Annotated in this window: 1 protein-coding gene; it reads right to left on the bottom strand. The window is 44.1% G+C overall.

Annotated features, from left to right (window positions below; genetic code table 11):
* The coding region (locus VN105_RS21470; RefSeq protein WP_325644044.1) for a SusC/RagA family TonB-linked outer membrane protein at nt 1-2,108 on the bottom strand (2,108 nt) is incomplete at both ends.

Here is a 2,108-nt window from a genome sequence, read left to right as displayed (position 1 = left end):
ATGAACTGAGAAACTTCAGGATCATACAATTTAAATCGGGAGATATTGAACAGGTTTGATCCTGCGAGAAAAATCCGTGTATCCCTGATTGCCAGTTTATTTAACACGATATCGGGTAATTTATAATTGATGTTCAGGTATTTCATCCGTAAAAAACCACCATTGTACACGTTAAAAGTAGAAGTCCAGGTATATCCTGCTGAATGGGGATCGCCCCAGGGATACATTTTGGGAGTAGAGCCGTTGGGGTTATCTGTACTCCAGGAATCAGCATGGTATTGGGGAACTTTTCCGCCGCCGCCAAAGTTCCTGCCCCAGGCATCATTGTAGCTTATTTTATATCCTGTGAGCCCGGAAAACAGCGCTTCCACTGTAAATCCTTTATATGATAACGAAATATTTAACCCGTAGGATATCGGGGCATTTTCTGCTCCAAAATAGCTTCCCAGCACCATTTGGTCGTAGCTGTCTACTTTATTATCAGGCTTACCATCGGGGCCGCTAAGATCTGCCAGCAGCATATCGCCAAGGGCGGGCGCCACTCCATTGATAGTATAACCGGCCGGCAGCTTATCGAGTTCTTCCTGGGTATGTATTACACCCAGGGCCTTGTAACCATACCCATACGCCAGCGTTTTCCCAATTGGGTTGGCATAATCCTGGGTATTGGCAGCAACATCTCTCATTATAGCTTTATTGGTGGCATAGGTGAATACACCTTTCACATTGTAGCTGAAATTTTTGCCGATGTTATTGCCATACCCCAACTCAATTTCAATACCATTGGAGCTGACCTTGCCATAGTTTTCCGGCGGTAAAGATGCTCCAAACTCATAAGGAATAGCCAGTATACGGCTACCCAATATATCAGATGACCGCCGTTTCCAGTAATCGAAACTGAAGCGAATATTTTTAGAAACGGTTGCGTCGATACCAAACCCGGCGGAGTTTGACTTTTCCCAGGTTAAGTTGCTATTTGGCAGGCCACCGTATGCAAGACGTGACGCCGGGATGCCTGAAGCGCCAAGATAGTAGGTACCATTCTGAATAATATACTGCTCCATCCATCTCCACCTGCTGTTGGGGTCATCCTTATCCAGAATATCATTACCGGTTGTAGCATAAGATGCTCTCAATTTCAGGAAATCAAAGGTTTTACCAAGCGCCGAGTTTTGAAAAAACCCTTCCCTTGAAATAACCCATCCGCCAGACACTGAAGGAAACCAGCCCCATCTCCTGTCTGGTGCAAAGTTGGTAGATCCGTCTCTCCTTACAGATGCGCTAAAAAGGTATTTGGCATCATAGTCATAGTTAATCCTTCCGATATAAGAGAGCCTTCCAATTTGCCCTTCATTACCATTTGTGGACCAATCTGAATTATTAGCGCTGGTGTACAGGAACTGATCGCTGGCTACCAATGGAAAATTATACCGGTAAAGGCTGAAATAGTTGGTATACCCTTCGTATTGTTCATAAACAGCCAGTGCGCCAATAGTATGTTTTCCAAAAGTACGGTCGTAATTAACCTGTGCGTTCAGCTGGTAGGTATTGGATTTATTGTATTCATTTCCTAAATACTCTGTTCCCGGGTCACCGCTTAAAACAGTACCGTCTTCGGTATCTGTATAAATCAACCCATTAGGGCCTGTTTTCTTAAAATTATACAGTAGCTGCTTTTTGGCAAAAGTTTTTATATAGCTGTTATCAAAGTTCTTACTGTAGGTGCCCTTTATACTAAGTCCCTCTACAGCGGGTATTTTGTATTCGGCCGTTACCAGCGCATCTACCTGTTGGTTATTGTTACGCCAGTATCCTCCGTTTTTCATCATCTCTACAGGGTTTCCCAGCCAACCCGGGTTATTTGGCTTGCCATCTATGTATGGGGTTGCAAATACGTCCCAGTACAGCAGCTTTCCCCAAAGATTATTCAGGTCATCAGAACCATAGTCGTATGTAAAGTTGAAACGGCTCCGGGTGCCATAACTTGTTCCCATGTTCAGGCCCAGGGTAAGATTTTTTACCAGGTTAGCCTGTACATTTCCGCGGAGGTTATATTTTTTATATGATACCTGCGGCAAAAACCCATCTTCATTAATATATGACCCGCC

This window comes from Chitinophaga sp. (assembly GCF_035564935.1).
In the GTDB taxonomy this organism is placed as follows: domain Bacteria; phylum Bacteroidota; class Bacteroidia; order Chitinophagales; family Chitinophagaceae; genus Chitinophaga.
This window is presented reverse-complemented; position numbering and strand designations above follow the sequence as displayed.